The following is a 26,226-nucleotide window of genomic DNA, read 5'->3' on the forward strand; positions in this document are numbered from 1 at the left end:
TATTTGAATTATGAAAGCTAAATTATATTTTCTTACTGGAGTGGCCGCATGTTCACTTGCCTTCCAGGGATGTCATGATAAATTGAATGTTGACTTAGAAAGCGCAATCACAGCCAATTCCATGTGGCAGGATGAAGGTGACGCTAAAGCAGCTGTTTATGGCACATTCAATAAATTCAGGTCTTCATTTGCTACAGCGTATATTTTTTGGGGCGAGTACCGTTCCGGTCTGTGGGGGCCTGGGCTGGCCACCAACGCGACGTACAGCGACCCGTTCTCCAATCAATTGAACAGTACGCATACACATGCCAACTGGGCTAACCTGTATACGACAATCAATGATTGTAACCTGATCCTAAAATATACCCCCAATATCCCGTTTACCAACGAATCCGAAAAAAACGAGGTGCTGGCTAATGCCTTGTTTGTCCGAGCATTCTGCTATTATTGGATCGGCCGTGTCTGGGGAGATGCGCCGGTGCTGTTGAACGGTTTCGAATCCGGACAGCAGGATGATTTATACCCTTCGCGGGAATCCGCTGACCGAGTTTTTGAGCAAGTGGGGATTGATCTGGAAGCAGCGAGGCAATTGATGCCGGAAGATGTCGTGGAGCGGGATTTGGCCTCAAGAGCAGCGATCAATCTGTTGCTGGCTGACTATCAGCTTTGGATGGCCAAGGTTAGAGGAGGAGGGACCGCATCTTTGAATGCGGCGAAGCAGGCGGTCGATCAAGTGCTGGCTAATTCCAACTATTCGCTGATGAGCAACTTTTCCAGCGTCTTCAGTTCGGAGCAGAATCAAGAAATTATTTTTGCATGGAGCCTGGTCCAGGATGAGTTTACGGGTGGATACCCAGCGGATTTTTTGATTCCCTTGCAGTATATTTCTGCGGAATATATCGAAAATCCTATCAAGGTCGGGACGCATCAACAGTGGATTTTCTTGACGGACAACTATAAGGATTTCCTGTCGGCAGATGATCGGGACCAGCGAGCGGAGGTAAGCTTCGAGACCTTTTTCGATGCGCCCAAAGATGCTACATTCCAGTGGATCAATAAATATTCCGGCAGCTGGGAGAACCAGACGCGCGTTTTCGATTCGGATATCGTGGTGTATCGGTATGCCGATGCACTGTTGATGAGTGCAGAAATAGAAAATGCATTGGGCAATTCGCCATTGGCGATTGAACAAGTCAACAAAGTGGCTGAGCGTGCCTATGGCGTAGCTGATTTTTATGCAAACACGTTATCATCGCAACAGATAGATGATGCCATTTTGAACGAACGGAAGAAGGAATTCGTCGCCGAAGGGAAGATTTGGTGGGATCTCATCCGTTTCGGCGTGGTGTTTGACGAGGTACCGACGCTTGCCGGTCGCGAAAACGAACAAAATGTTTTGTTGTGGCCGGTACACGATTCTTCAATCAATACGAACCCCAATATCAAACAAACACCCGGTAGGTAATAACCGTATAAAAGACGATCTTAGTGCTTATGATAAAATTGAATAGGTTATCGAAATGCGGGCTGGCAATACTGATTTTCATTGCCCTGTTAATGGGGAGGTTGTCAGCGCACCAATTACCGGTTTATTCAGACAGTACTTCTATTGCTGTGTTCGATCCGGCTATCCATCCCTATTCTTCACTCCGAATCCCCGCATTGGTGGTTTCCAAGCGGGGAACGCTCCTCGCGTTTGCTGCAGGTAGGATAGATAGCGGAAGTGATTGGGCAGACATGGACCTCGTGATGCGAAGGAGTGAAGACGGCGGCAGTACTTGGCAACCCTTGCAGGTCGTAGCCAAACGGGAAGGACATACACCCACGGATAATCCGACTCCTATTGTGGGGCAGGACGGAACGATTCACTTGCTATATCAACGGGATTATGCACGGGCTTATCACATTCAATCGGTAGATGATGGAAAGACTTGGAGCAATCCAACAGACATCACGTACGCTTTTGATGCCTTCCAGGATGAATATCCCTGGAAAGTGCTCGCCCCGGGACCTGGCCATAGTATTCAATTGCAGAGCGGCCGATTGGTGGTACCCGTTTGGTTGGCAGCGTCGGATGTCGTAACACCGCATCGGAGCCATCGACCTTCGCGTATCGCTACGATCTACAGCGACGATGGTGGAGCAACCTGGAAACGAGGCGCGTTGGTTCCCGATGTGCCAGGATTCAAGAACCCGAGCGAAACGATGGCTGTGGAATTGGTGGATGGCCGCGTCATGTTGAATATACGTAATGAGTCTGAACGCCGGAGAAGAGGGGTAAGCTATAGCAATGACGGGATTTCGGGATGGACGCCCCCTACTTATGTCGAAGGTCTGTTCGAACCGATCTGCATGGGAAGCATTCTGCGTGTGGACAATCCAGGCGGTGAGCCGGGACTGTTGTTTGTTAACCCCGATAGCGAATCAATACCCAAACACCCACGTGCCAACCTAACCGTGAAATGGAGTGCCGACGGTGGCAAGACCTGGCCCACTGCCCAAGTATTGGAGCGTGGTGTGGCTGGATATGCAGACTTGGCTATAGGACCGGATGGGACGGGGTATTGCTTATATGAAACCAGGCAAGCCGACTCAAAGAAAGGGCTGTCTATCCACCTCATACGGTTTGATATACCGTCGCTCCAGGGGCAAGGAAAATAGTACGGTTTTGAAAGGTATACTTATGGGCGCAGGGATTAATAGATTCGTATTGTTATTTGTGTTGGCATTACCGCCGAGCGGAATTGTCATGGGACAGATGCGAGGGAACGTGGTGGGCAACGATTCTTCAAGGCCAAATGTATTGTTTATTGCGGTAGACGACCTGCGTCCGCAATTGGGATGCTACGGCGACAAGGTTGCCATTACGCCAAATATCGACAGGTTGGCAAAAATGGGTGTCGTTTTCAATCGAGCTTATTGCCAACAGGCGGTGTGTGCCCCTTCTCGAGCGTCGGTCATGACGGGCCGAAGGCCAGATGAGACCAAGGTGTGGGACTTGAAAGCGCATTTCAGGACGGCCTTGCCCGATGTGGTAACCTTACCCCAGTATTTCAAGCAACATGGATACGACACCCGAAATGTCGGTAAGATTTACCACGATCCAAAAAATGCACAGGACCCGATTTCGTGGTCGGCACCGGAAATCATGGCTGTCACGGATGTAGCTGGCCCCAAATACATACTGACCGAAAACTTACCGACCGAAGGGTCATGGAAGGCAGCGGCAACAGAGTGTGTGGATGTGCCTGATAGCGCTTACGTAGACGGAAAAGTGGGCGATGCAGCAGTTCACCTCCTTAGCGAATTGAAGGACACTACGTTTTTTCTCGCTGTGGGATTCCGGAGGCCACACCTACCGTTTACGGCGCCCAAGCGATATTGGGACCTGTATGAAGCGGATAACATCCCGTGGCCCGCTCACGACCGTGCTCCGGAAAATGTACCGGCGATTGCCTTGCACAATAGTGTGGAATTGCGCGGATATAGCGACATTCCGGATATCGGACCGCTATCCCCGCAGAAAATCCGCGAATTGCGTCATGGGTATTACGCCAGCGTGAGCTATATCGACCATCAAATTGGCCGATTGATAGATGAGTTGGAACGGCAAGGCCTGTTAGCGAATACGGTGATTGTTTTGTGGAGCGACCATGGGTTCCATTTGGGCGAGCTGGATCTTTGGTCAAAAACGACGAATTTCGAGCTGGATACGCGTGTGCCGCTAATTGTCGCCTCGCCGTTATTGCATTATCAGCATGTCCATACCGATGCGCTGGTCGAATTGGTCGATATCTATCCCACCTTGGCGGACCTTGTAGGCTTGCCTATTCCCCCGGGTTTAGCAGGAACCAGCATGGCACCATTGATGGAAAACCCTGATCGTGCCTGGAAAAAGGCGGTGTTCAGTCAATTTCCGCGCCCTTGGATGTATAAAGATAAACCCGAGGTGATGGGCTACTCGGTGAGAACGGCGGACTATCGCTATACGGAATGGATAGCAACCAACGATAAGTCGATCAAAGCGGCAGAGCTATATTACTATAAAGATGGTGTCGAAACAGCGAATCTAGTTAATCAGGCAGCGTTCAGTGAAAAGCAAGCGGTAATGAAACGACTGCTACATGATGGATGGAGAAACGCACGTCCGGAAAATACAGGGAGACCAGACCTTTCGGTAAAAAACTAAGACTTAATTTTTTTAATGATGACCATGTTAGAAGACCAGCTATTCAAACGAATTATTCCCATGCTAAGCCTGCTAATGGCTGCGTTGACGTTACACGCCATCCAACCCGATAAGGTCACTGTTGAGCAGCAGCAATATCAGTTACCGGTTTTAGTACAAAAAAAGCATAACCCCGTATTGCGGCTGAAAGTAACCGTGCCTGAGGGTGAGCATCCAGTGGTATTGCAATCCTTGATTGTGGACTTGGAAGGTACAACTGACATAAGCGATATCGATGCAATTGACATCTTTTATTTAGGAAGTGATTCTGTATTCAATGGACTATCAGGTGCCAAAACGGTGTCGTTCGGTACCACAAACAAGGTCCGTTTGACAACAACCATAAAAGGAGAAAAGGCGTTGGCGCCAGGCGACCATTTTCTTTGGGTATGTTATACCCTCAAAGACGATGCGGCTATCCTTGGCAGGATTGGAAGCGCTTGTAAAAGTATGTCATTTAGCTATGCAGCAGTTGCACCAGTTCGTAGGGGTAACCCCGTAAAGCAGCGTATCGGCATGGCATTGAGGCAACATGGACAAGACGGGGTGCATACCTCTCGGATACCGGGGTTGGCCACCACGAATAAGGGTACATTGCTCGCAATCTTCGATGCACGTTATGAAAGCGCTCGTGACCTGCAAGGGCATATGGATATCGGTTTGCACCGCAGTACGGATGGCGGGCAGACATGGGAGCCGCTGCAGATCGCGATGGATATGGGTGAGTGGGGTGGCCTGCCGCAGAAATTCAACGGCGTGTCCGATGCCTGTATATTGGTAGACCGAAATTCCGGTGCCATTTATATTGCTGGTTTATGGATGTATGGTGTAATCGATGACAGCGGTAAATGGGTGGAAGGTTTGGCGGATACGAGCACTGTATGGAACCATCAATGGCGCAACAAAGGATCGCAGCCCGGTTTCGGTGTAAAACAAACTTCTCAGTTTCTGGTGGTGAAAAGCACCGATGACGGCAAAACTTGGGGAGAACCGATAAACCTGACAGCGCGGTGCAAAAATGAGGAATGGTGGCTTTGGGCCCCGGCGCCAGGAAATGGAATTACCATGGAAGATGGTACGCTGGTTTTTCCCACGCAGGGGCGCGATGCATCGGGTAAGCCGTTTTCCAACATTACCTATAGCAGCGATGGAGGCGAGACTTGGAAGACCAGTAATCCCGCATTGGACGTGCCCGGTGGAACCACGGAGTGTGCGGTGGTGCAGCTTGCTGACGGCGCATTGATGCTGAACATGCGGGCAAATAGCAACCGGGGTAACGAAGGAGTTGATAATGGACGTGCAATTGCCATCACCAGCGATATGGGTGCCACCTGGCAAGAACACCCTACGTCTTTTCGGGCGTTGCCGGAACCGACGTGTATGGCGAGTCTATATATCCACGGGGATATGGCCGACGGTGCAGGTAATCGGGCCATGTTTTTCCTAAACCCCAATTCGAAAACGGCACGCGATCACATCACGTTGAAGGTAAGCCTTGATGAAGGCAATAGCTGGCCAGCGGAACACTGGCTTTTACTGGACGAATGGAGGGGTAGGGGGTATTCGTGTATAACCAGTGTAGACAGTGAACACATCGGCGTGCTGTACGAGAGCAGTCAGGCAGATATGGTTTTTCAGAAAATCAGTATCGAAGAATTAATGCAATGAAAGGTTGTAAGCTGTTCATAATCTTTAGAGAAGCCATCTTCCTCTTATTGGCCAATCTATTTTTCGGCGAAACCTATGCCGATATCACGTTGCCCACATTATTCAGCGACGGGATGGTATTGCAGCAACAAGCAAATGTGCCGATTTGGGGAACTTCAGACGGCACAGCCGTAAGTGTGACTACCTCCTGGAACGGAAAAAAATATCATGCCGAAGTGGATGATGAGGGTGCTTGGCGATTAATGGTCAAAACACCGAAAGCCGGAGGGCCTTATGAAATTTGTTTGAATGACGGGAACGAAAAGATATTGAAGAATATATTGATCGGGGAGGTGTGGATCGCTTCCGGCCAGTCTAATATGGGAATGCGGGTTGGGAATTCACCCAAAGACACGGTTTTGCATGCAAGCGAACTTATTGCAGAGGCCGGCAATCCGCTCATCCGCCTTTTTCGGGTGCCGGTAAAGCAATCGACTCAGCCCTTAGACGACTGCGACGCGGCATGGATGGCGCCTGATTCTGCAGCAGTATCGGCATTCAGTGCGGTTGCCTACCAATTTGCGCTTCGTTTGCAACACGAGCTTAAGGTGCCCATTGGTATCGTGCAGGCTGCCTATGGTGGCACCCAGGTGCAAGCATGGATGGACTCAACCACCCTGAATACCTTTCCGGAATTGGCTGGCAGGCCGGCGCCGGAAAAGATTAGCAAAAATACACCCACCGTATTATTCAATGCGATGATCCATCCCATTTTGGGGTATGGTATCAAAGGTGCTATCTGGTACCAAGGAGAAGGAAACCGCGCTACAGCCGATCGCTATACAGACTGGTTTGCGGGGATGGTGCGGGGCTGGCGGCAACGATGGGGACAGGATGATTTCCCTTTTTATTATGTACAGATTGCGCCATTTAAATACGACGGGAAACACGAGTCCGCATACCTCCGTGAATCCCAACTGGATGCGGCCGATCGGATTCCCAATGCCGGGATGACTGTAACCATAGATGTTGGCTCCGAAAGCACCATCCATCCACCGGATAAAACAACCGTTGCCAACAGGCTTTCAAATGTTGCTTTGGCTGAAACTTACGGCAGGGAACGGGGGGAGGTTTATGGTCCGAAGCTAAAGCGTACAAAAATGAGTGGAACGGTTGTTCGCCTGTATTTTGACCATGTAGCCGATGGACTGGTCGATTCCGGACGGGGCTTACAATGCTTTGAAATTGCGGGTGAAAATCAGGTTTTTTATCCGGCTGAAGCTCGTATCGCTTCGAAAGACGAAATTGTGGTTACCTGTCCGCAGGTCGTCAAACCCGTAAGCGTCCGCTATGCATTTAAAGATTGGGTAGTCGGCGATTTATATAACTCTGCGGGATTGCCCGCGTCATCGTTTAGGACCGATGATTGGTAACGATAATAATTAAATTCATAAAAATATGGTAAAAATAAATGGGCTTATAGCAGCTACATTTGCGACATTTCATGCAGACGGCTCGCTCAACCTTGGTGGTATTCCCCCCTTGGTTGAAAAGTTGATAGAAGATGGTTTAAAAGGGGTATTTATCTGTGGAACAAACGGCGAGGGGCCAAACCTGACGGTAGAGGAGCGTATGGCAGTGGCAGAGGCGTATGTTGCAACGGCAAAAGGTAGGTTGTTTGTATTCGTTCATGTCGGGCATACATCCATTGCGGAGTGCCGTAAGCTGGCGGCCCACGCGGAGAAAATCGGAGCAGATGCGATATCGGCAGTAGCCGCGTTTTATTTCAAGCCCACTAACGTGGCAAACTTAGTGGATAGCATGGTGCAAATAGCCACCGCGGCCCCAAAAACACCATTTTACTATTATCACATCCCTGCATTAACCGGCGTCGGAATGGATATGGTAGAATTTCTCCGTATCGGTGAAGAAAAAATAGCGAATTTGGCGGGTATCAAATATACGGCGGCCACCATCCATGAATATCAAGCGTGCTTGAATTTTAAAGGTGGTAAATTTGATGTGTTGTTTGGTTATGACGAATTGCTGCTGCCCGCGTTGGCCGTAGGTGCCAAAGGTGCAGTGGGGAGTACCTATAATTTTGCCGCTCCATTATATTTGCGTGTCATGGAACTTTTTGAGGCTGGACATCTGCATGAAGCACAGCAATTGCAACTGCTGCTCGTCAGTATGATCCGCGAGATGGTTAAGTTTTCGCCGATTCCCGCACAGAAGGCAATCATGGAAATGATTGGGATGGACCTGGGCCCCTCACGCTTACCGTTGATGTCGTTATCACAACATGATAAAGAACTATTGCAAACGCGGCTGGAAGCTATTGGGTTTTTTGATACCCTTAAGCAGATTAAGCCGGTGAACGATCGTGTATGAATCATGTATTGCACAAAAAAATAGCCGGATATTTGTGATGGCGTTGACGATAGGACAGGGTTGCCAACCCTCAGAACTGGTGCATACCACTTGGGAACAAGCCATGCAAGTGCCGGATTCCGTTGGATTTGCAGGTGCCTACGCCGGGGTCAGCAACGGACACCTACTCGTAGCCGGCGGTGCGAACTTCCCGGCAGGGACCCGACCTTGGTCGGGTGGTGTAAAAAAATGGAATGATAAGGTATTTGTGTTGGCTGAGCAGGATGGGGGGTGGAAGGAAGTTGGCCGCTTACCCCGTCCAATGGGATATGGCGTATCGCTGACGTGGCAGGATCAGGTAATTATTTTAGGAGGCGCCGATCAGTCAATCCACTATCAGGATGCCTATTTACTGCGTTTTGAAGAAGGAAAATTGATCACCGATCGGCTGCCCGATTTGCCGGCACCAAATGCCAATGCCTGTGGGGCCTTGGTAGATGGTGTAATTTATGTCGCCGGTGGGCTTGCCCACCCGGCTGATACGACCGCTACGCATTCTTTTTGGTCGCTGGATCTGAAAATTCCCCACACGGAAAGAAAATGGGAAATACTGCAGGGATGGCCTGGTTTATCCCGGATGTTAGGTGTTGCAGGCGTCATTGGTGATGCATTTTACCTGATGAGCGGGGTTGCATTGCGGGTACCGGAGGGCGATTCGCTGGCCCGCCGTACCTATTTGACCGACGCTTATCGCTACGCGACCGGAAGTGGTTGGCAGCGTATCGCGGACTTGCCGCATGCCGTGGCAGCCGCGCCGACCCCCGCTTATCCTACGGATACAGGTAGGCTACTGGTGTTCGGCGGTGACGACGGAATCCTTGGCGATCAAGCGGTAGCACTTCGCGACCGCCATCCCGGATTCCGGCACGACATACTGTCGTATGACGCCGGTTCAGATTCATGGAACGAGGTAGGGGAAGTATTAACTGATAGACAAGCCGATCCAGAGAACAACCCCAATGCCAGTACCTGGGCTCCAGTGACGACGCCGTTGGTGGTTTGGAAGGGTCAAGTGGTTCTTCCGATGGGGGAGGTGCGCCCTGGTGTTCGGACGAACCGGGTCCTTATAGGCATAGTAGAAGTTGAATCAATGCCTTTAACATCGTAGCTAAATGGCACCTCTTACCATGGATAAGTTAAAAGGCAACTGGGCAACCCTATTGCTGTCGCTCACCCCTTCAGCAGCGATTGACTGGGACCTGTTGGCCCATGAAGTCGACTACCTGATCGGAGCCGGGGTGGATGGTATCTACTCAAACGGTACGGCTGGCGAATTTTATAACCTCGAGGAAGAAGAAATACGCAGGGTCAATGAAATACTGGCTCAGAAATGCCAGGTAGTCGGCATGCCCTACCAGATCGGGGCCAGCGACACCAATCCCACGGTTTCGCTCAGGCGCATCGAGAACCTGAAACACCTGCTTCCGTCGGCCTTCCAGGTGATCCTACCCGACTGGGTGGCTCCTACCGCCGACGAACAGGTCGCATTCTTAACGCGAATCGCTGAGCAAGCCGCACCTGCCCCGTTGGTGCTCTATAACCCCCCGCACGCCAAGCGATTGCTAACGCCGCCAGCGCTTGATCGCTTGGCTGATTTGGTTCCGGCATTAATCGGGATCAAGGTAGCCGGTGGCGATCGGTCATGGTACGTAGCGATGAAACCCCTGGCCGATAAACTGGCGATTTTTGTTCCCGGCCATCACCTGGCTACCGGTATGGCTGCGGGGGTCGCCGCGGGCGCTTATTCGAACGTAGCCTGCTTGAGTCCGTTGGGTGCACAACGTTGGTATACGATGATGTTGTCGGATATGAACGAGGCATTGGCGATTGAGCAGCTGTTGTTGGGTTTTTTCAACAAAGCTATCGATCCGCTGAAAGAGGCCGGATATTCGAACCCGGCTTTGGATAAGTTTTTGGCTGCTGTTGGCGGTTGGTGCCCCATTAGTACCATGGTCAGGTGGCCCTACAGCTCCGTTCCGGAGGCGGCCCTAAGCCAGGCCCGAAAGGATGCCAGGAAGATGCTGCCAAGTTTTTTTTTCGAGCATTGACCTTGCGAACAGAGACCGATGGAGGGGAGGAATTGAAAATAAAATGAATGATGATAAAGAGATACGATAAGAGCATAGGTAGGTTTCTTGGCAGATGGGCGCAGGTCGTCGGCGTGATCGCGGTGATGGTTACAGGGCTGCAGGTCAGCCGCGCGGCCCATGACCATCCGCAATACCTCCAATGGCAGCAGCTTCCGGCACTGCCGGATAAGGTAGGGTTTGCTGGCTCGTTCGCCGGGGTGTCTAATGGCGCCCTACTGGTTGGTGGGGGTGCCAATTTCCCCGCGGGCCAAACGCCTTGGAACGGCGGGGCGAAACGGTGGTACGCGGACCTTTTTGCACTCGAACAGCCTGATGGGGAGTGGAAGCGCGTGGGACAGCTACCCCGTAATCTGGGATATGGCGTATCGGCCTCCTGGCGCGACGGCATGGTATGCGTAGGGGGAAGCAACGCCGAAGGACATTCGGCGGTCGCATTTATCGTTCGGTATCAGCAGGGGCAAATTGCCATTGAAGAGTTGCCTTCGTTACCGGAGCCCTTGGCCAATACCAGCGGTGCGCTGGTGGGCGATGTATTGTACATTGCCGGGGGGATACCTGCACCCGATGCGAAATCGGCCTCCAATGGGTGTTGGTCGATCGACTTAGCCGAATCGCCCGATAACCGCCATTGGCGGCAGGAAGCGCCCATTCCCGGTCCGGGGCGTATGTTGAGCGTAGCCGGCGTGCAGAACGGTGCGTTCTATGTGTTCAGTGGGGTGGCACTGGAAGACGGACAGCGCAGTTACCTTACTGATGCTTACCGGCTGGACGGGTTGGAATGGACACGCCTGAGCGATCTACCTGCCCCGGTGGCAGCGGCGCCTACGCCGGCTTATGCGGCGGGACAGGCCACGTTGTTGGTGTTTGGGGGAGACGACGGCACTTTGGCGCCCGGGGCGGCTACCTTGCAATCCCGCCATCCGGGGTTTTCGGATCAGGTGTGGAGCTATAACGTGGTTACCGATGTCTGGGCAGCGAGGGAATCCATGCCGGTGGACAAAAAGCCGGATGCCATTGAAAACCCTAATGGAAGTACCTGGCCCGTTGTAACGACCACTTCGGCCAACTGGAATGGGTATTTCGTCATTCCAGGAGGGGAAGTACGGCCTGCCACGCGCACACCGCGGGTGCTTGCCATGCAGCCTGTGCAACAGAAAGGCGTATTTCTAGCACTTGATTGGCTAGTGGTGATTGCGTACTTCCTGCTGACTATTGCCATTAGTGTTGTGGTGTCAAGGAAGATGAGTGGTACCACCTCAGAGTTTTTTCTGGGGGGAAGTAAGATTCCCTGGTGGGCGGCAGGCTTGAGTATATTTGGAACAACCTTGAGTGCTCTTACCTTTATCGCAGTACCGGCAAAGGCATATGCAACAAACTGGACATACCTCGTAAACAATTTGATGATCGTAGTGGTGGCTCCGTTTATTGTATATCTGTATTTACCTTATTTCCGCAAGCTTAAAATTGTCAGTGTATATGAATACCTGGAGATCCGTTTTTCACGCTCGGTAAAGCTCCTGGCCAGTGCTGTGTTTCTCGTTTTCCAGATCAGCCGATTGGGTGTGGTCATATACCTGCCTGCGTTGGTAGTAAGTTCGCTGATGGGTGTTGATCTGGTGTATTGTATCGCGATTACAAGTTTAGTGACGACCGTCTATTGTTTTCTGGGAGGGATTGAAGCTGTAGTTTGGACGGACGTGATGCAAGTAATTGTACTGCTTGGCGGGGCGATGGCCGCCTTGTTTTACGTTGCTTTTTCCCTAGATGGCGGGTTCATCCAACTTTTTAGTGAAGCATCGGAAGGTCATAAACTGGTATTGGCAGACTTGGGGAATAGCATAGCTGAGCCTGTACTGTGGGTAATGATTGTTGGTGGTTTTTTCGGTCAGTTGGTTACTTACTCATCGGACCAAGTCGTGGTGCAGCGTTACCTCACGACAGCTACTGAGCAAAAGGCCCGCAAATCTATATATACCAACGCATTGCTTACCATACCAGCTTCTATTATATTCTTCGGGGTCGGTTCGGCACTATGGGTATATTTCAGACATAACCCCGGGGCAATCGACCCACATGGTCGGATTGACGACGTGTTTCCTTGGTTCATCGCGCACGAGCTACCATCCGGTGTTTCCGGACTCGTGATTGCTGGTGTTTTTGCCGCGACGATGTCTACAATTAGCTCAAGTATGAACTCGATGGCTACAGTCATTACCACTGATTTTTACAAAATCTTGAAGCCGGGAGGGCAGGACAAGGAACAGTTTCGGTTTGCCAGATGGACAACTGTTGCACTTGGTATCATTGGTTGTGTCGTTTCAATTTATATAGCTTCACTAAATAATACATCGATATGGGATCAATATATCGCCATTATTGGACTGTTGGGTGGTTGTTTGGGCGGCATATTTATGGCTGGGATATTGACAAAGCATATACACGCCCGGGCAGTACTCTCCGGTTTTATCGCCAGTGTTACCTTGCTGTTTTTTATTAAACAGGTTACTTCCATTCATTTATTGCTTTATGCTGCCGTTGGTGTATTAGGTTGTTTCGCGCTGAGTTGGCTCGCCAGCTTAATAATCCCCGATAAAGCGAAGTATAAGTAAAACCTCAGGCGGGGAAGGGAAACTAAAAAATAATGCCGATGATGACCGCTTGGTCAAATAACCCTTGGCGGAACATATCGGCGACTGGAATTTCGAAGCGAGACCTCGCCGTTTCAGCGAAGGCTCTCTCTTCTAAATAGCATTGCAGTAATTAAAATTACCTTGTATCAATATTCATATCGCTCCACGGAAGCGATTTGGTTACCTTCTTTCGTAAACACCAATACCGGCTGATAACTGTCGGCTTCCTCCTCGGTAACCTTGAAGAAGCTGAGGATATGTACCGTATCACCCACCTTAGCATGCAACGCAGCACCACCGTTCATACAGATTTCACCACTGCCGCGCTTTCCAGGCAATACATAGGTCATGATACGGGCGCCGTTTATGGCGTTGTTGATGTATACCTGTTCGTACTTTTTGATTTGGGCAGCATCCAATAGATCGGCATCTACCGTAATCGATCCGTTGTATTCGACGTTTGCCTCGGTTACTTTAACAGTGTGGATTTTTGATTTTAAAATAGTTAACTCCATTTGTTGTTATTGTGTGTTTTTTAGTTTGATTGTTATGCTGTTCGGATGTAACTTTCGGACCGCTCACATGTTTTCAAAAGAAATTGCTGCTCGCACTGTGTAATCACATGCCGTTGATAATGACAGTCGTATGTAAATTGATAAGGTAAGGAGGGGTCTATCCCGCCATCGGTTTGACAACTCACCTGATAATCTGCTTGGCCATCCACTCCGTATTTAACTACCAAGAGCGTGCCAGTTTCCGTTCCGGGTTCTAGGGCGAACCAAGCTCCTTCGCCGATGCCCCCTAGCCAATGAGCATGTACCGGTATTGATGCAGGCCGCTTCGGCTCGGCCATATTGCCGGGTTCGTTGTCGCAGGGTAAATTTTTTGCCTTGGATGTCGATAGGTTATGCAATAGCAAATCTACCTGAAAGCGCAATGAGTGCCAGCGGGTCATCTGCTCGGATTCCAATATGCCTTCGTGGTAACAGTGAACGATGTTGTCTGGAGATGCATTCACCACGTTGCTCATCGGACTTGGTTTGAGGCTTTCGGGAAATTTTACACGCCGTTTTATGGGGCTTTCCGTTTCCCATCCCGCCAGCAACACCTGTGCAACAAACCGCGAACAACTATTGTTGCCCCCGGCTACGGCTCCATATGGAATCGGCCCTTGGTCAACCAGCCCTTGCGCGAATTGGGTAGCTTTCCCAAAAGAGAGCCCATCGGCAATGGAAAAGAAAAGCCTGCCGCCGCCGTGTGTAGCACTTTCTTTTTGGTGGAGTTCAGTTAAAATCGCGTGTAGGTTATCGATGTGTCCTTTGTTGTCAACTTTTGCTCGGGTAGCTAGTACAAGCCTGGGATCGGAGGCAGCAGACCGAGCACGTCCGTAGCCGCGGGGAGTAACATACCGTCCGAAATCATAATAGGCCAGCAATCCTGTACGTTGATTTACCAATACGATAGCCGCATGGCCTACTCTGAAATTCAGGTTTTTTACAATTCCTACCCGCTTCAGTATCGCCATCCACTGTTCATCTCCACGTGCAGTTTGATCGGGCCAAGCAATAACCAATGCTAAGTCTCGGTATTCTTCCAACTTAATCCTCCGTTCACTAATTTTTTCTCCGGCAGTGAAATAACCTTCGAAATCTGTAAAGAATTGGGAATTTGGGTTAATACGCTCACAATGATCAAATGTACTAGAAAACTTACTTATGAAATTAAATTATTCACGATTATATTGCAAAAATTACCATTTTTGCAATCCAGGTGTAAACATGATCAATCATAACATGAAAAGATTTTTGAAATCAGTAAATACTAAACCGTTTTTTTTGTTTTTATCACTGATCCTTTTCGTCGTTGCAATCTCATGCAACAAACGCAGCGGCAATCCTCGAGTACTGGTATTTAGCAAGACGGCTGCCTTTTATCACGAATCTATTCCCGTCGGTAACGAAGCATTGATAAAACTTGCAAAGGAAAATGGATTCGACATCGATACCACTACCAATGCGGAGTGGTTCAATGAAGATACGCTGAAGAATTATTCGGCCGTTGTGTTCCTGAGTACTACGGGAGATGTGCTCAACCATTATCAGGAGGCCGCTTTCGAGCGGTATATCCAGGCCGGTGGTGGTTTTGTCGGTATACACGCGGCTTCCGATACGGAATACGACTGGGGTTGGTTCGGTCGGTTGGTTGGGGGCTATTTCAAAAGTCATCCCCATCCACAGGAGGCAACGTTACAGGTGGTAGATTCGCTTCACCCAGCTACCCAAGGGTTGCCGGAAACGTTTACTTACCACGATGAATGGTACAACTTCAAAAAACTAAACCCCGACAACAAGGTGCTGGTCAGGATTGATGAAAATAGTTATGAGGGTGGTGAAAACGGCGAAAATCATCCTATGATTTGGTACCACGAATATGACGGTGGTCGATCGTTCTACACCGCATTGGGACATTCTTCGGAGTCTTTCAGCGATCCACTGCACCTGAAGCTGATATTAGGGGGCATCAAATACGCAATTGGCAAGAACCTAAAATTGAATTACAGCAAGGCAAAAACGCAACTCGTACCCGAAAGGCAACGATTTGTGAAGACGCAACTGCTCACGGGTGAGCTTTTCGAGCCGACAGAGATGGCAATATTGCCCAATTTCGATGTTCTTGTGGCACAGCGACGCGGTGAATTGATGCTTTTCCAGCAAGATAGCCAAACAGTCAAACAAGTAGGGTTTCTAGATGTGTACCATCAATCCGGAGTACCAAATGTAAATGCCGAGGAAGGTTTCATGGGGCTCGCTCTTGACCCGGATTATGAAAAAAATAAATTTCTTTATGCATTCTATAGCCCTATTGATACCGCGGTAAATCGCTTATCGCGTTTTGTGTACGACAACGGAAAGCTTGATGTCGCTTCCGAACAGGTTATCCTCCAGTTTTATTCTCAACGGCAAATCTGCTGCCATACCGGTGGGTCGATCGCCTTTGGCGGTGATGGATTACTTTATTTATCCACGGGCGACAATTCTACTCCTTTTGACCAGCCTGATCCATCAAAGTTCAAAAACCGGGGGTTTGCTCCTTTGGATGGCCGCCCCGGATACGAACAATATGATGCTCGCCGTTCATCGGGGAATACCAACGACCTTCGGGGTAAGATTCTTCGTATAAAAGTGTTGCCAGACGGCGGGTATGAAATACCCGATGGCAATCTCTTTGCGGAGGGCACCGACAAGACAAAACCAGAGATCTATGTAATGGGCAATCGTAATCCATACCGTATCGCTGTAGACCAAAAGAATGGAAACCTCTATTGGGGAGAAGTAGGACCTGATGCAAACAATGATAGCTTGGCTACGCGAGGTCCGAGAGGGTACGACGAAGTGAACCAGGCTAGAAGAGCGGGCTTTTTTGGGTGGCCGCTGTTTGTAGGAAACAACTACGCTTATCGTTCATTTGATTATACAACAGGGAAGACCGGCGAGCCTTTCAACCCAGAAGCACCGGAAAACAACTCGCCGAACAATACCGGCTTGCAACAATTGCCTCCGGCGCAACCCGCGTATATCTGGTATCCGTATGCCGCATCACCTGATTTTCCGCAAGTAGGTACAGGTGGACGGAATGCGATGGCCGGACCGGTGTATTACACGGACATGTTTCCCACAGCTACCCGATATCCAGCATACTACAATGGAAAGTTGATCATATATGACTGGATACGAGGGTGGATCAAGGCTGTGACCATGCTGCCCAATGGTGACTTCGATAAAATGGAACCATTTGTGGAAGGGGAGTCCTTTGCCAATCCCATTGATATGGAAGTCGGCAAGGATGGCCGATTGTATGTGCTGGAGTATGGTAAGGGCTGGTTTGCGAAAAACGCCGATGCCGGTATTGCACGGATTGACTACCTCGCTGGCAATCTGCCGCCGCAGGTAGGTGAAATTAAATTCGAAAAAAATAATGGCGGAGTTCCGTTTACCATAAAAGCCACGGTAGCGGCCGTCGACTATGAAAATGATAAGCTGACCTATACCTGGAAAATAGGTGAAGTGACGCAGCAAACAACGGAGCCTTCGCTTACTTATACCCTGGATCGATCAGGGGACTATCCCGTTAGCGTCACAGTGAGTGACGCATCTGGCAACAATGCGGTTTCGAACCCCGCATCGGTCTACGCCGGCAATGAAGAGCCCATCGTTGAGATTGTTTTATCCAATACGTCGGGCTTTTATAAACCAGGCGAGCGTATCGAGTATGAAGTGAAAGTGAATGATCAAGGTCGCGAAATTGATCCTGCAAACTTGGTGGTCTCTGTCGATTATGTCAAAGGCACCGATCTTGCAGGGGCGTCATTGGGACACCAACAAGTGTCAGAACTTGTTTTGGGACGGAGTTTGATGATGGCATCGGACTGCCAGTCCTGCCATAAATTATCAGAAAAAAGCGTAGGACCTTCATTTATGCAGGTTGCCGAAAAGTATCACGGTCAAAAAGACGCTACGGCCTACCTGGTGGATAAGATTATAAATGGCGGTGGTGGCGTATGGGGCGAAGTTGCCATGGCCGCACACCCGGGTATGAAAGAGGGTGAGGCAAGGCAAATCGTGCAATGGGTGATGTCGTTGGCAGAAAACGCTTCAGCTAGGCAAAAGTCACTTCCGGCCAAAGGCGTCGTTGTGGCTAAAAAGCCCGATGCGCAGGCTGAAGAAACGGTATTACGTTTCCACGCGCAATATACGAATGTCCCCGGTATGGGTATAAGACCATTACCCGGATCAAAAACAGTGGATCTAAAGTTGGAGCCGAAATCTGACTAACATCGACTGCTGGCGGTAAAGGATGTTAAAAGCGTATTGGAATCAATTAACAGATGTCGATCGCAAGCACTTGGCTGGGCTGGACCACCTGCGCGCATTGGCGATTATACTGGTTTTTTTATGCCACTATCGTGCCTATGACCGCCCAGCTTGGGTAAATGAAATCGGATTGTTCGGCTGGACTGGTGTCGATCTGTTTTTTGTGCTAAGCGGCTACCTGATCGGCAACCAGCTGATGCAGCAAGTTAAGGCTAGGCAATCCATCGGCTTTTCTGAGTTTTACCTGCATCGGGCATTAAGGATCTTTCCGGCATATTTCGTGGTGGTATTCCTATATTTCGTCTTTCCGTTTATCCGTGAGCGAGAAGGCATCGCGCCACTGTGGAAATTTTTAACCTTTACCCAGAATTTTGGTTTGGATTTCGGCAACGAGGCTACTTTCTCTCACGCATGGTCGTTGTGCATTGAGGAACAGTTCTATTTACTGTTGCCTATCTCGCTGTGGCTGGTGGTACGTTCAGGTACATCGAAACGAGGGATTTGGATTTTCTTTGGCATCTTCATCTTTGGTCTGCTGATGCGGGGTGTTAATTGGATGTATTTCATGAAGCCTTTTTACGATGGAGGTCTGACTGACAATCGATTTGTTACCTATAATAAATGGATTTATTATCCGACGTACAATCGTTTGGATGGGCTTATGGTTGGCGTGGCAATTGCCGCTATCATGAATTATCGTCCACGATGGCGGGCCTGGCAAGCAAAGAGGGGAAATCAATTGCTGCTGGCAGGACTGGTATTATTGGCTGGCTCCTATTTTTTAATGCGGGGCGACCGTCTTGCGTTTTGGCCCACACTTCTGGGTTATCCACTACTTTCATTAGCTTACGGAATGATGGTCTTTGCGGCGCTTTCTCCGTCCTGTATTTTGCACCGTGTTCGCTGGAAGGTGAGCACGATAGTCGCTGCATTGTCATACGGGATGTATTTATGCCATAAATTTTTGAACCACATCCTGCAAGGACCATTAGATGCTTGGGGTGTTGCAGAGGCCGGCAGCCTACGTGTGCTGATCTGCTTGGCTGTATCTGTATTGGGGGCCTGGCTGCTGAATTTTCTGGTCGAATATCCGTTTATGAGGCTGAGACTACGTCTTAGGAAAACTCATTCGTAGCGATAGCAATACAGTTTTCGGTCATCCTTACCGCAAAGCAGGTAATTGCCTTCTTCGGATAGTGGACCATAATAAGATAGTGGGTTGCAGCCTGCCGGCAAACCGATCCCCGTATCGGCCTGCACTTCCTGGTTTCCATCGGCGGCTTCGTTTGCCTCACGGTTACGGGTTTGAAGATGCCTTCCGCGAGCGTCAAAGGATAGGAGGCGGCTACCCGCCTGCACATCGATGCGGATATCTTCGGCACTTTCATGCGATGCTGTAACGCCTTGCCCAGTCGCCCGTTGCGGAAGCTGCAACGAAAAGCCGGGCAGGGGATCTCCATCTGTATCGATACGGTAAAGCCGTTCCGCGGTTGTAAATACCAAGGTCAGATCAGCCAGTTGCTGGATGTCGCCGAGGATTGGACCCGGTAATTGCGCGTTCCATAATTGTTGGCCGCTTGGCGAAATCGCGTATAGGATATGATAGGCATCTTGTACCAAAATGAATCGACTGGTATCCCCGATGCTGCCTACAATTGGCCTTGTTATCAATGCTGCATGGAGGTTAAATGTCCATATGGGACTCTCGCCCGAGGATATTTCGTCTTCGACGTCTTCATCTATCGCCGTGTTTTCGATCTCATGGTTGGGCAGGTCGCTTTGCCTCAAATTCGAAAAATAAAAATACGAAGTGATCAGCACAGCAATAAATACAATAGACGTGGCAATGATTATATTCCTCATCACCTACAAACCTAACATAAAAAGTGCCATTCTCCAACCGCCTTGCATATCCTATTAAATATAATTATGTTTGACAAAATATTGCGATTGTAAGTTGGCCTTGAATAAATCACTGCTATACCGATGAATAAACGAATTATTCTCACAGCCTCTTTCTTTGGCCTTACCGCTGTGGTACTGGGTGCCTTTGGAGCACATGGCTTGGAAGACAAAATCAGTAAAAATCATCTTGAAACTTGGGAGACTGCGGTAGACTATCAATTTTATCACACCGTGGCCTTGTTATTTTTGGCTACCTTTTCCAGAGCCAAAAATACATACATCAAGTTTTCTTTCATTACGTTCACATTAGGAATGCTCTTGTTTTCCGGATCATTGTACGTGTTGAGTACCCGCGCGATTACGGATTTTGGAAACCCCGCTATTTTGGGACCAATTACCCCAATTGGTGGATTGTGTTTCATTTTGGGATGGTTGGGATTGTTTGTGGCCACCATCAAAAACAAGGGGTAACGTTTCTCCTTTTTTAAAATTACTATGCTGGAATTTACCGAAGGTAATGCTACCGCACGCGTGACTTTATTCGTGGAAGTTGTATTACCGCTGGCGATTTCGAAAACGTATACCTATCGGGTTCCCAACGGATGGAATGCTGACATCGCTGTTGGCAAACGCGTCATCGTTCAGTTTGGAAAAAACAAAGTTTATTCCGCTATTATCTACCGGGTGACTGACCGCCCTCCTGAACTGTACGAAGCGAAGTACATCCTCGATTTGCTGGATGATTCACCCATCGTCGATGACGTACAGCTTCGACTATGGGATTGGATTTCAATGTACTACTTATGTGCATTGGGTGAAGTGATGCAAGCAGCTTTGCCGGCTGCATTGAAGCTGGCCAGCGAGACCAAGATTGTTGCAGCAACCGGCAGTAGCGCCACCGATCGGTCAGCGTTGAACGACAAGGAGTACCTTATACTGGATGCGCTGGATATTTCGTCCGAATTAAAGGTAAGCGATATCGTAAAGCTCCTTGGGCAAAAAACCGTCTTTCCGCTGTTGAAAAAACTGTTTGACAAAGGACTTATCTTGATTTCTGAGGAAATTTTGCCGAAGTACAAGCCCAAAATGAAAGTGTTTATCGGACTGCATGATGACTATGCAGATGATTTGGGACGGAAGTTGCTTTTGGATTCGCTGGGCAATGCGCCCAAACAGCAGGATGCGGTATTGGCTTACATCCAATTGAGTCGGCAATACCCCAAAGTACCCAAAGCGGATATAATGGAGGCAAGCGGTTGCAGTTCAGCGATCATGGCAGCCTTGGTAGAAAAGGGAATATTTACGGTTGAGGAAAGGGCGGTAAGCCGGTTGGATGGCGAAGATGTCGAAATAGCTGGTGACTTTACGTTCAATGACGCGCAGTCAAAGGCCTTTGATAAAATCAAGGGGCAGTTTGCGACGAAGGACGTGGTACTGTTGCATGGTGTTACTGCTTCTGGTAAAACCCAGCTTTATATCCGCTTAATTGAAGAAGCGGTGGCCAATGGTAGTAATGTATTGTATTTGTTGCCGGAAATTGCACTCACTACACAGATCACGGAACGGCTGCGGCTGCATTTCGGTAATAAGTTAGGCGTTTATCATTCGCGCTTCAATGACAATGAGCGGGCAGAGGTATGGCATAAAGTGCTCAATAATGAGTACAGCGTGGTGGTTGGAGCACGGTCGGCCGTATTTTTGCCTTTCCGGGCCTTGGGGCTTGTTGTCGTTGATGAAGAACACGAAACTTCCTACAAGCAATTCGACCCCGCCCCGCGCTATCACGCGCGTGATACGGCCATTTATCTGGGGCATATCCATGGGGCTAAGGTGTTGTTGGGTTCGGCAACGCCTGCTATCGAAAGCTATTACAACGCCCGGGCTGGTAAATATGGGTTGGTGGAGCTAAAGCAGCGTTTTGGTAATTCGAGGTTGCCTGAAATCGTGACGGTGAATATCAGTGAGGAAAGTCGTAAAGGTACCATGCTTTCTTATTTCAGTGGTACATTGTTGCAGGAAATGGAACATGCGCTGGATCAGCAGCAGCAGGTTATTCTATTCCAGAATAGAAGAGGGCATACGCCGCTCCTACAATGTAAGACCTGCGGCTATATTGCCAAATGCATCCACTGTGACGTGAGTCTCACTTATCATAAGAGCAGTAGGAAACTGCATTGCCACTATTGTGGATTTTCCGAAGATCCGATACAGGTGTGTCCTGCTTGTGGTTCAACCCATATTGAAAGTAAAGGATTCGGTACCGAACGGGTGGAGGAAGAACTGGAGACCTTATTGCCAAATGCACGCATCGCGCGCCTTGATCTGGACTCTACCCGGGGCAAGCATGGCTTTGACCGGGTATTGAATGCATTTGATGAGCAGCGGTACGATATTTTGGTGGGTACTCAAATGGTGGCGAAGGGCTTGGATTTTGGAAAGGTAAGTGTAATCGGTATTATCAACGCTGACGGATTGATCAATTACCCCGATTTCAGAGCTTATGAGCGGGCATTTTCATTGCTCGCCCAGGTAAGCGGGAGAGCTGGAAGGCGCAATAGCAACGGCAAGGTGATCGTCCAATCCTATGCCCCCAGCCACCGTATCATCCAGCAGGTGATAGAAAATGACTACGAGGGTATGTTTATGACGGAAGTGACCGAACGAAAGCATTATGCTTATCCACCCTTTTTTCGATTGTTTAAAATCGATGTGAAACATAAAGAGCAACAGGCCGTGTATGACGCGGCACAACGTTTGGCTGCGTCATTGCGGGAAGGGTTGGGGCAGCGTGTATATGGGCCAGAGGCACCACTGGTGGGTCGTGTGCGCAACCATTACATTTACAGTATCTTGCTCAAGGTAGAGCGAGCAGGCATTAGTATCACGAAAGTCAAGGAACTCGTGAAAGTTACGCTATTATATTTTGAGGCGAATAAAGCTAATAAGGGAGTGCGGGTACAAGTCGATGTGGATCCCTATTGATTAATCAAACCAAAACTGTATTGAAGGGTGATCGCTGCAACGGGAGAGAAAAAATATTCCCAACGATAGCGCTTGGTTTGGTTTGGAGCGTTGCTGAATGAGTCATCTTCATAATTGTTTACCTTTTGATAGGTATAAGCAATGTTGAAGTTGGCTTCCGCACCGATAGCAAGTCGGGAGATTAGGTACAATTTTACACCGATGAACGGCGAAATTAGTGCTGCATTCTTATTGTCTTCCGCAAATACAGTGGCGTTGCCATAACCTTTGGTGCTGAGTTTCTGGACCATGAACCCCAAGTCTGCACCTAAATAAGGTTGAACGCGCGAATAGCTCACACTTTTTTCCACACCGACTTTAAAAGCTGTATTCCGAAATTTGCCGGTTACTTTTGGAAGGCACCCTTCACACTCGTTATCAAATGTAATCTTATCGTTGAAATGGGCTGCTTGGAGTCGGTAACTGATTTGATTGTCATTAATCTTAAACAGAAGGCCATTTAAATAAGAGGTTTGGAAAGGCTGTCCAGCGGGCTGGTTAAGCAATTGCGGGAACTGCTCGTGCGCATATGCCCGAACGGCGATCGTATACCAGAAATCAGTATTGAAATTGTACTTATCTGTTTTTGGAATAACGGGATTAGGATAATCGACTGTGTCAATTTTTATTACCTGCGCATCCAATTGCCCAATTCCGAAGCACAACACAGCAAATAAAAGTATATACCTCATCTATAAATAAATCGTTTATATCGTGCTAAAATAGTAAATAAAATTAGATATCGGCGTGGCGTGATCGGCAAATCCGAAAAACTGCTGATTTGTAAATCTGTAGAATCCATAACAGCGTTAATCTCGGCTAATCTATGTATTTTTGGGCCATAATGGCTTACAAGTTTATTGACAATTATCGCGAACGCGGGGCGCGTAAACAGCTGGTAGAATTGCTGAAGCGACGGGGTATAGCTGATGTGAATGTGCTGAAAGCTATCGGCAAAGTGCCTCGTCACTTTTTTTTTGATGAGACTTTTTGGAACCAAGCCTATAAAGATATTGCTTTTCCTATCGGTGATGGGCAGACCATCTCCCAGCCTTATACGGTGGCTTATCAGACCGAACTGCTTCATATCGACCGCGGCGATCGCGTGCTTGAAATCGGCACAGGTTCCGGATATCAAACTTGTATCTTGCTGGAATTGGGGGCCAAAGTCTATACGATAGAGCGGCAACCCAACCTTTACAACCGGACCATCCAAGTATTACCCTATATGGGATACAAACCCCATTTTTTCCTTGGCGACGGATCTAAGGGTATACCCGAACATGCTCCTTATGATAAAATCCTGGTGACCGCTGGTGCACCATTTGTACCTGATGTAATGCTGAAGCAACTCCGTATCGGAGGTCTTTTGGTCATCCCGGTGGGAAGTGAAAAAGAACAGAAAATGGTGACTATCCTGCGGGTAGGCGAACAGGAATACGAACGGATTGAACTGGATACGTTCCGTTTTGTTCCGTTGGTAGGTGATAAAGCATGGTGACGTTGATTCGATCAGTTGAAGATTTAGTATCGGACACGTTGCATTGTGGGTGAATTGATTGAGCAACCTTGATGAAAATAACGATGATAGCAGCATCTGTTTTTGATAAATACGGACAAAATATAGCGGATGCGGAAGTGCAAATAGGGGCCCTGCGTAAGCGTATCAATGGTAATTCGTTACTGCGCCTGACAACCATCATAGGTGGTGGCGCCGCACTATTCGTGGCCGTGCAGTCGGAAAATATCTGGTTAGTCTTTGTGCTGTTTTTTGTGGTCATCGTATTCTTTATGGGGCTGGTATGGCGGCAGAGTAAACTAGAGGCGCGCAAGGCCACATGGGAGGATTTCTTAGTGGTAAATCAAAATGAAATAGCTATTGCCGGCGGCGAATCGAATCGCTATCCCCATGGTCAGGATTTTATGGATAGCCGTCATCCGTATAGTAGTGATCTGGATATATTTGGGTCTTCGTCGCTGTTCGCAAGGATAAACCGGTGTGCCACTCCCCAAGCCAATCGCTTGTTGGCCGATTGGTTGTCTGGCCCCGCGGACCGGTTAACTATTGGAGAACGGCAACACGTGATCAAGGAACTGGCTGAAGATATCGAATGGTGTCAGCAATTTCAAGCCAAATTGGTGTTTAACCTTTCGTTGCGCGGCGATTTTAAGCAACAATTTACCCGCTTTCTGGAAAATACCAAGCGTGGGTTTGGGAACGATTTCCTGCGTTTATATGTGAAGGCGGTACCTTGGCTGATGGCTTTGGTTATCAGCTTGGCTATTTTCTTTCCGGCGTTTTCAGCATTGGCTATTTTCCTAGCACTCGCCCATTTGTTGGTTGCGATGGGGTTTGGCGGCCGGGTAAATCATATTTCAGGACAGGTGGATCGTGCCGGCCAGCTTTTGGGTGCTTTCGCCCGATCATTTGAGCAGATCGAAAGACGGACGTGGCAGAGCCGATTGAGTAAAGCATTGTCGGTGTCGTTGTATTCCGCCGGAGACAATAAGTCCATTTCATCGGTATTCAGGGAGTTGGCGGGGCTGATCGATCGATTGGATTACCGGTTAAACATGCTGGTTGGAGCTGTACTCAATATGGCGGCGCTTTGGGATTTCAGGCAGGTATTTGCCATTCTTGACTGGCGCAAACAATATGGCAATGAGATATTGGCAGCGTTTGATGTTGTTGCCGAATTTGAGGGGTTGGTCAGCCTGGCCACCCTGAGCCGAAATCACCCAAAGTGGGCATTTCCGGAGATCATTGAATCTACCAAACCGATCGTAACGGTAACCAACCTTTCGCATCCGCTCATTTCTTTCAATACAGCAGTAGCCAATGATTACCAAATGGATAGCCATTACGTGGCCCTCATTACCGGTTCCAACATGGCAGGCAAGAGCACATTCCTGCGTACGGTGGGAATCAATGCTGTGCTGGCATACTGTGGTGCGCCCGTTTGCGGTGAGCAGATGCGTTTGTCGGTTTTCCGCTTGGTAACGTATATGCGTATCGCAGATTCCTTGAATGAAAGCACCTCTACCTTTAAAGCGGAGCTTAACCGGATACAACTGGTCTTACAGGCAGTCAAGACCCAGCCGGATACGTTTTTCCTGATTGATGAAATGTTGCGTGGTACAAATTCTAAAGATAAGTATTTGGGGTCTAAAGCCATTATCAAACAATTGATTGCGGATGGTGGCGTGGGTATGGTTGCCACTCACGACCTGCAGTTGGCTAAATTGGCTGATGAGTACCCCCACGTGCTTGCCAATTTTCATTTTGACATTCAGGTGCGGGAGGGTGAGATGTTTTTTGACTACAAACTTAAGCCCGGGGAGTGCACAATTTTTAATGCATCCCTACTATTGAAAAACATCGGTATTGACGTGATGGAATAGCT

At 48.9% G+C, this 26,226-nt stretch carries 19 protein-coding genes; 15 read left to right on the forward strand and 4 right to left on the reverse strand.

Annotated features, from left to right (window positions below; all coding sequences use genetic code 11):
- Positions 1 to 10: 10 nt before the first annotated feature.
- From IEV98_RS10675 to IEV98_RS10715, 9 genes are read left to right on the forward strand one after another with little or no spacing between them, the layout of a single operon-like run.
- The gene (locus tag IEV98_RS10675; RefSeq protein WP_188505823.1) at positions 11 to 1,465 is read left to right on the forward strand and encodes a RagB/SusD family nutrient uptake outer membrane protein; all 1,455 of its coding nucleotides are present in this window, start codon (positions 11 to 13) and stop codon (positions 1,463 to 1,465) included.
- Positions 1,466 to 1,494: 29 nt separating this feature from the next.
- Positions 1,495 to 2,661 carry a sialidase family protein gene (locus IEV98_RS10680; protein ID WP_229738672.1) on the forward strand — a complete coding sequence of 389 codons (1,167 nt, stop codon included), beginning with the start codon at positions 1,495 to 1,497 and terminating at the stop codon, positions 2,659 to 2,661.
- A gap of 7 nt (positions 2,662 to 2,668) precedes the next feature.
- Positions 2,669 to 4,189 carry a sulfatase gene (locus IEV98_RS10685; protein ID WP_229738673.1) on the forward strand — a complete coding sequence of 507 codons (1,521 nt, stop codon included), beginning with the start codon at positions 2,669 to 2,671 and terminating at the stop codon, positions 4,187 to 4,189.
- 15 nt (positions 4,190 to 4,204) lie between these two features.
- Entirely contained in the window at positions 4,205 to 5,896 is a 1,692-nt protein-coding gene (locus IEV98_RS10690) for a sialidase family protein (protein WP_229738674.1), read from the forward strand.
- The gene (locus tag IEV98_RS10695; protein ID WP_188505824.1) at positions 5,893 to 7,308 is read left to right on the forward strand and encodes a sialate O-acetylesterase; all 1,416 of its coding nucleotides are present in this window, start codon (positions 5,893 to 5,895) and stop codon (positions 7,306 to 7,308) included. The genes IEV98_RS10690 and IEV98_RS10695 overlap by 4 nt, the downstream gene beginning before the upstream one ends.
- A gap of 25 nt (positions 7,309 to 7,333) precedes the next feature.
- Positions 7,334 to 8,266 (forward strand): dihydrodipicolinate synthase family protein, encoded by a 933-nt coding sequence (locus tag IEV98_RS10700; protein ID WP_188505825.1) that lies wholly within the window; start codon positions 7,334 to 7,336, stop codon positions 8,264 to 8,266.
- Positions 8,267 to 8,303: 37 nt separating this feature from the next.
- Complete coding sequence (locus IEV98_RS10705; protein ID WP_188505826.1) at positions 8,304 to 9,413, forward strand: galactose oxidase; 1,110 nt, start codon at positions 8,304 to 8,306, stop codon at positions 9,411 to 9,413.
- A 4-nt stretch (positions 9,414 to 9,417) separates the two neighbouring features.
- On the forward strand, positions 9,418 to 10,353 hold the full coding sequence (locus IEV98_RS10710; protein ID WP_188505827.1) for a dihydrodipicolinate synthase family protein: 936 nt from the start codon (positions 9,418 to 9,420) through the stop codon (positions 10,351 to 10,353).
- 47 nt (positions 10,354 to 10,400) lie between these two features.
- Positions 10,401 to 13,004, forward strand: a complete 2,604-nt coding sequence (locus IEV98_RS10715) for a sodium:solute symporter family protein (RefSeq protein ID WP_188505828.1) — start codon at positions 10,401 to 10,403, stop codon at positions 13,002 to 13,004.
- A gap of 167 nt (positions 13,005 to 13,171) precedes the next feature.
- Here IEV98_RS10715 and panD read toward each other — a convergent pair whose 3' ends face one another.
- Both panD and IEV98_RS10725 read right to left on the reverse strand, forming a co-directional pair.
- Positions 13,172 to 13,540 (reverse strand): aspartate 1-decarboxylase, encoded by a 369-nt coding sequence (gene panD / locus IEV98_RS10720; protein WP_188505829.1) that lies wholly within the window; start codon positions 13,538 to 13,540, stop codon positions 13,172 to 13,174.
- Between the two features lie 32 nt (positions 13,541 to 13,572).
- A complete protein-coding gene (locus IEV98_RS10725) occupies positions 13,573 to 14,622 on the reverse strand; it encodes a DUF6695 family protein (RefSeq protein WP_188505830.1) in 1,050 nt (349 codons plus the stop codon).
- 196 nt (positions 14,623 to 14,818) lie between these two features.
- Between IEV98_RS10725 and IEV98_RS10730 the strand changes: the two genes are divergently transcribed.
- Both IEV98_RS10730 and IEV98_RS10735 read left to right on the forward strand, forming a co-directional pair.
- Entirely contained in the window at positions 14,819 to 17,857 is a 3,039-nt protein-coding gene (locus IEV98_RS10730; protein ID WP_188505831.1) for a ThuA domain-containing protein, read from the forward strand.
- Positions 17,858 to 17,879: 22 nt separating this feature from the next.
- Positions 17,880 to 19,031 carry an acyltransferase family protein gene (locus tag IEV98_RS10735; protein ID WP_188505832.1) on the forward strand — a complete coding sequence of 384 codons (1,152 nt, stop codon included), beginning with the start codon at positions 17,880 to 17,882 and terminating at the stop codon, positions 19,029 to 19,031.
- On the opposite strand, the gene IEV98_RS10740 is transcribed toward IEV98_RS10735, so the two are convergent.
- Positions 19,022 to 19,759: a PQQ-binding-like beta-propeller repeat protein gene (locus tag IEV98_RS10740; RefSeq protein WP_188505833.1), complete on the reverse strand. Its 738-nt coding sequence runs from the start codon at positions 19,757 to 19,759 to the stop codon at positions 19,022 to 19,024. The two genes, IEV98_RS10735 and IEV98_RS10740, sit on opposite strands and share 10 nt — an antisense overlap.
- A 123-nt stretch (positions 19,760 to 19,882) precedes the next feature.
- Between IEV98_RS10740 and IEV98_RS10745 the strand changes: the two genes are divergently transcribed.
- Both IEV98_RS10745 and priA read left to right on the forward strand, forming a co-directional pair.
- Complete coding sequence (locus tag IEV98_RS10745; protein ID WP_188505834.1) at positions 19,883 to 20,272, forward strand: DUF423 domain-containing protein; 390 nt, start codon at positions 19,883 to 19,885, stop codon at positions 20,270 to 20,272.
- A 24-nt stretch (positions 20,273 to 20,296) separates the two neighbouring features.
- Complete coding sequence (gene priA / locus IEV98_RS10750) at positions 20,297 to 22,783, forward strand: replication restart helicase PriA (protein WP_188505835.1); 2,487 nt, start codon at positions 20,297 to 20,299, stop codon at positions 22,781 to 22,783.
- Here priA and IEV98_RS10755 read toward each other — a convergent pair.
- Positions 22,777 to 23,514, reverse strand: coding sequence for a hypothetical protein (locus IEV98_RS10755; protein ID WP_188505836.1), 738 nt, complete (start codon positions 23,512 to 23,514; stop codon positions 22,777 to 22,779). The two genes, priA and IEV98_RS10755, sit on opposite strands and share 7 nt — an antisense overlap.
- A 152-nt stretch (positions 23,515 to 23,666) precedes the next feature.
- On the opposite strand from IEV98_RS10755, the gene IEV98_RS10760 reads away from it, so the two are divergent.
- Positions 23,667 to 24,323 carry a protein-L-isoaspartate(D-aspartate) O-methyltransferase gene (locus tag IEV98_RS10760; RefSeq protein WP_188505837.1) on the forward strand — a complete coding sequence of 219 codons (657 nt, stop codon included), beginning with the start codon at positions 23,667 to 23,669 and terminating at the stop codon, positions 24,321 to 24,323.
- Between the two features lie 83 nt (positions 24,324 to 24,406).
- Positions 24,407 to 26,224 (forward strand): MutS-related protein, encoded by a 1,818-nt coding sequence (locus tag IEV98_RS10765; RefSeq protein ID WP_188505838.1) that lies wholly within the window; start codon positions 24,407 to 24,409, stop codon positions 26,222 to 26,224.
- Positions 26,225 to 26,226: the final 2 nt, after the last annotated feature.

Origin of the sequence: Parapedobacter pyrenivorans, from assembly GCF_014636865.1 — a bacterium.
Lineage (GTDB): Bacteria > Bacteroidota > Bacteroidia > Sphingobacteriales > Sphingobacteriaceae > Parapedobacter > Parapedobacter pyrenivorans.

Coding starts and splice junctions, on each gene's coding strand:
- IEV98_RS10675 (WP_188505823.1), top strand. CDS start 11: ATGAAAGCTAAATTATATTTTCTTACTGGAGTGGCCGCATGTTCACTT.
- IEV98_RS10680 (WP_229738672.1), top strand. CDS start 1,495: ATGATAAAATTGAATAGGTTATCGAAATGCGGGCTGGCAATACTGATT.
- IEV98_RS10690 (WP_229738674.1), top strand. CDS start 4,205: ATGATGACCATGTTAGAAGACCAGCTATTCAAACGAATTATTCCCATG.
- IEV98_RS10695 (WP_188505824.1), top strand. CDS start 5,893: ATGAAAGGTTGTAAGCTGTTCATAATCTTTAGAGAAGCCATCTTCCTC.
- IEV98_RS10700 (WP_188505825.1), top strand. CDS start 7,334: ATGGTAAAAATAAATGGGCTTATAGCAGCTACATTTGCGACATTTCAT.
- IEV98_RS10705 (WP_188505826.1), top strand. CDS start 8,304: ATGGCGTTGACGATAGGACAGGGTTGCCAACCCTCAGAACTGGTGCAT.
- IEV98_RS10710 (WP_188505827.1), top strand. CDS start 9,418: ATGGCACCTCTTACCATGGATAAGTTAAAAGGCAACTGGGCAACCCTA.
- IEV98_RS10715 (WP_188505828.1), top strand. CDS start 10,401: ATGATGATAAAGAGATACGATAAGAGCATAGGTAGGTTTCTTGGCAGA.
- panD (WP_188505829.1), bottom strand. CDS start 13,540: ATGGAGTTAACTATTTTAAAATCAAAAATCCACACTGTTAAAGTAACC.
- IEV98_RS10730 (WP_188505831.1), top strand. CDS start 14,819: ATGAAAAGATTTTTGAAATCAGTAAATACTAAACCGTTTTTTTTGTTT.
- IEV98_RS10735 (WP_188505832.1), top strand. CDS start 17,880: ATGTTAAAAGCGTATTGGAATCAATTAACAGATGTCGATCGCAAGCAC.
- IEV98_RS10740 (WP_188505833.1), bottom strand. CDS start 19,759: ATGAGGAATATAATCATTGCCACGTCTATTGTATTTATTGCTGTGCTG.
- IEV98_RS10745 (WP_188505834.1), top strand. CDS start 19,883: ATGAATAAACGAATTATTCTCACAGCCTCTTTCTTTGGCCTTACCGCT.
- priA (WP_188505835.1), top strand. CDS start 20,297: ATGCTGGAATTTACCGAAGGTAATGCTACCGCACGCGTGACTTTATTC.
- IEV98_RS10755 (WP_188505836.1), bottom strand. CDS start 23,514: ATGAGGTATATACTTTTATTTGCTGTGTTGTGCTTCGGAATTGGGCAA.
- IEV98_RS10760 (WP_188505837.1), top strand. CDS start 23,667: ATGGCTTACAAGTTTATTGACAATTATCGCGAACGCGGGGCGCGTAAA.
- IEV98_RS10765 (WP_188505838.1), top strand. CDS start 24,407: ATGATAGCAGCATCTGTTTTTGATAAATACGGACAAAATATAGCGGAT.